At 70.9% G+C, this 3,522-nt stretch carries 3 protein-coding genes; 1 reads left to right on the top strand and 2 read right to left on the bottom strand.

Annotation, left to right across the window (positions count from 1 at the left end):
* Positions 1-140 precede the first annotated feature (140 nt).
* Together WA805_RS07160 and WA805_RS07165 are read right to left on the bottom strand one after the other, a co-directional pair.
* Complete coding sequence (locus tag WA805_RS07160; protein WP_425241942.1) at positions 141-992, bottom strand: phosphotransferase; 852 nt, start codon at positions 990-992, stop codon at positions 141-143.
* Complete coding sequence (locus tag WA805_RS07165; RefSeq protein WP_425241943.1) at positions 989-2,017, bottom strand: PIG-L deacetylase family protein; 1,029 nt, start codon at positions 2,015-2,017, stop codon at positions 989-991. Before WA805_RS07165 ends, WA805_RS07160 begins: the two co-directional genes overlap by 4 nt.
* A 167-nt stretch (positions 2,018-2,184) precedes the next feature.
* On the opposite strand from WA805_RS07165, the gene WA805_RS07170 reads away from it, so the two are divergent.
* Positions 2,185-3,327, top strand: coding sequence for an alpha/beta hydrolase family protein (locus WA805_RS07170; RefSeq protein ID WP_425241944.1), 1,143 nt, complete (start codon positions 2,185-2,187; stop codon positions 3,325-3,327).
* Positions 3,328-3,522: the final 195 nt, after the last annotated feature.

The raw sequence follows: 3,522 nt of genomic DNA on the forward strand, positions 1-3,522 counted from the left end.
TATGTGGGGAACGCCGCCCATCGCGACGGCGAAAGAGGCTCCTCCTGCCGTCCGAGCGGTTACCGATCGTACGTCGCTTCGATCGTGAGGCGGCGGCGTGTTGGGGCATTGGCACTACGTACCGATAGGCCGGTATGACTTCAGGTCTCATGCATTTCTGCGGCCAGGCTGGGATTCAGCCCGGCCAGACGTAGGCGGGCTCCGGCTTCATGCCGGGTCAGGATTTGCCCGGCATCGCCGCCGAGGGACCGGGTCTTGGCGTCGAACACGCGCTGCCACAGCCCGGCGGCCCAGCACGCCGCGTAGTCCCCGGACGTCCAGCGGCGGCCGCGGGCCTGCTGGTAGGCGTCGAGGAAGGCAGCGCTGTCCTCGACGCTGGCCATCCTGGCCGGGTCCTGGATGCCGAGGAAGCTGGCGGCGCCAAGCCCGGCGATCGCCGGCTCAGGCTGGCAGATCACGCTGTCCCAGTCGTGCACGGCGAGCAGGTGCGGGCCTTGCCAGCTCAGGTTCTCGGGGTGCCAGTCGCCGTGCCCGATCACCGGGTCGCCGGCATGGCCGCGCAGCTGATCGCGGACGGCTGCGGCGACGCGGGCCAGCCACTGCGGTTCCGGATAGGCGTTCAAGTCGACGCCGAGCTCTTCGGACGTGGGCCACAGCCCCGGCTCGGCGTGATCCCAGCCGGTCCAGGACGGGGACGGAGCAAGGCTCGGCACCGCTCCCGGATCCGGGCCCAGCTCGACCAAACGCGCCAGCGCGGCCGCCGACAAGGCAGCCAGCTCGCTGTCCGGTGGCGGCTCGCCGGCGTCCAGGACGAGTGCCTCGGCGGTGGCGGCATAGCCGTCCAGCGGCTGCACGTCCACCAGCGGTTCTGGGCACGGAAACCCCGCCGTCCACAGCGCCCGGTGCACCACCGCGCATCCGGCCAGCCGCGACATCCGGGGCCGCACCTTGATGACCACCTCCCGGCCATCGGCCAGCCGAAGTCCCTTCACCGTGGACAGGTAGCCCGCCTCGAACAGCTGCGCCGCGGGCGGCGCTCCCAGCCAGCGCCTGCACCAGGAAGCCAGCGCATCCGTGCCCACGGCTGGGCGCCGGCGGGATTCGGGCACCACCGCACCATCTTGACGCATCCCAAGCCCCGGCGGCGTCCGGGGAATTTGCGCACTAAAGCCGGTCGATCAGGCCCAGCCGCGTGATCGCGGGCGACTAGCTCACCCGTCCGGCCCCCGGGTTCGGCGAACCATTCTGTCCCGCAGACAGCCCGGAACACAGGCAAGGGCGACCTGAGCAGCAAGCGGAATGCCCTGGCCGACCGCCCCCTGCCGGACACCGGCGTCCGGTGCGCCGCGAGCGCTGCCCGCTTCTGCCCGGCATACCGGCGCACGTCGATCCGGTGCGTGATCACCGACTGTGGCATGCCGTACCCGCGCATCTCATTGAGACGATGACGGGTCAGCAGGCGAAGGACGAGTAGCGGCCGGGCGACCCGGACGACCAGCTCGCGCGGCACCGTCGCCTCCACGACCCGCACTCCCGCCAGCCTGGCCGCCTGCGCGCCAACCTGGTGGACCCGAACATGGTCGCGATGGCCGTAGCCGCCGTGCGGGTCGTAACTCAGCAGCAGGTCCGCGTGCTCCTCCGCAAGCAGGGCGGCAAGCCTTCCTGCCGCTTCCTCAACGTCCGCCCTCGCGAACCGTGTCCTGCCCGGCGGGTCCTCGTACAGGACCGGCCCGTGCCCGCTGTCCGCGTAGCCGAGGTGCACGGCCCTGTCCGCGCCGAGGATCGCGGCGCTCGCGCGCAGCTCCTCCAGCCGCCGGCCCTGCTCCGGGCCGTCCTTCACGTCACCATCGCAGGCCACGACGACGATCACCCGATGACCCTCCGCCGCCAGCCGGGCGATCGTTCCGCCGGTCAATAGCACCTCGTCATCCGGATGAGCGTGAAACGCCACGATCGTCGCCATAGGCGCGAGCCTTCCACGGACATACCGAAGTGCGGTGCCAACCTCGGCACTCATGTTCGCTCACGCCTGCTTGAGTGCGGACCAAAATGGCCCAACTCGGGTCACAGGCCGGTGTTTCCGTTCTCGCATGAGCGGCCTCGAGCAGCGGCCCGGCTTTCAAATTAGTGCACACTGGCCTGGCTATTTGGGGAACGTAAGGGCGGCCGGTGATGATGGGCGGCATGGGATCTCCCGCAGACGCGGCCGGCGCGCCGGCCGGGCAGAGGCCCGCGCTGTGCCTGCCTGAGCCGACCGGCCCGTGCCCGGCCGGCACCACGTCTTTGTGGCTGACAGACACCTCCCGTCCCGATCCCTGGGCCGCGGAAGCGGTCGCCCGAGAGCTGATGGTCTCCCTGTGGTACCCGGCGGCGACGCCGGAGGGGCGGCCAGCCCCGTACATGACGGCAGCGGAGTCGGAACTCCAGCTCGCAAGCAGGAGCATCACTGGCATCCCGCCGGACGCTCTGAGCACGGTTGAGACCAACGCGGTCAGCAACGCCACGCCGGCCGGGCAGCAGCGCAGCCTGCCCCTGGTCGTGCTCTCGCCCGGCTTCACGAGCCCCCGCAGCACGCTCACCGCCCTGGCCGAGGACCTGGCCAGCCACGGTTACGTCGTGGCCGGGATTGATCACACCTACGAGAGCTTCGCCACGGTCTTTCCCGACGGGCGGGTCACCACCTGCCTGGCCCGCGAGGCACGCCGGCGGGGCAGCGGGTCCCAGGAGAAGGTAGCGGCAGGCAGGGCAGCGGATGTGTCCTTCGTGCTCGGCGAGCTGACCGGTGCGCACCCGGCGTGGCCAGCCGCCGGGCTGATCGACCAGTCCCGGATAGCGATGGCCGGCCACTCCGCCGGCGGCGCCGCCGCCATCGCGGCCATGCTGGCCGATCCCCGCATCCGCGCGGGCATCGACATGGATGGCGCCACGGTCGCCCCGATCCCGGACCACGGCCTGTCCCGGCCATTCCTGTTCCTGGGCAAGCAATCCAACTACACCCCGGGAAGCGGAAGCGCCGTGACCACCCCACGGGACTGGAAACTCCTGAGAGGCGCCGTGTCCACCTGGGAGCGGGACTGGGAACTGCTGACCGGCTGGAAGCGGTGGCTGGTGGTGGCCGGCGCGGTGCACGCTTCCTTCACCGACTTTGGGCTGCTGGCCGATCAGGCCGGCATGGACATCGGCGCGGGCCTGTCCGGAGCCCGGTCCCTGGACATCACTCGCGCCTACGTCCGGGCCTTCTTCGACCAGCACCTGCTCGGCAGGCCGCAAGCCCTGCTGGACCAGCCGTCACCACGCTACCCCGAGGTCACGTTCTGCTCCCCGTAAGCCAACCTGCGCGAGATGGAGGACAGCCAGTAGGCCCTGTGACACCGCATCGGCACAGGTCACTGGCGAGGCGGCGGGCGAGCCGGCCTGTAGGCCGGGTTCTGTGCACCCGCGCGAACGCGGGCCGACGGCCATCCATCTGGGACTGCCATTGCTGACAGCCTCGTGCGGTCTACCCGCGAGCATCGGGCGGGC

The sequence above is a fragment of the Trebonia sp. genome, assembly GCF_049794275.1.
Classification (GTDB): Bacteria; Actinomycetota; Actinomycetes; order Streptosporangiales; family Streptosporangiaceae; genus Trebonia.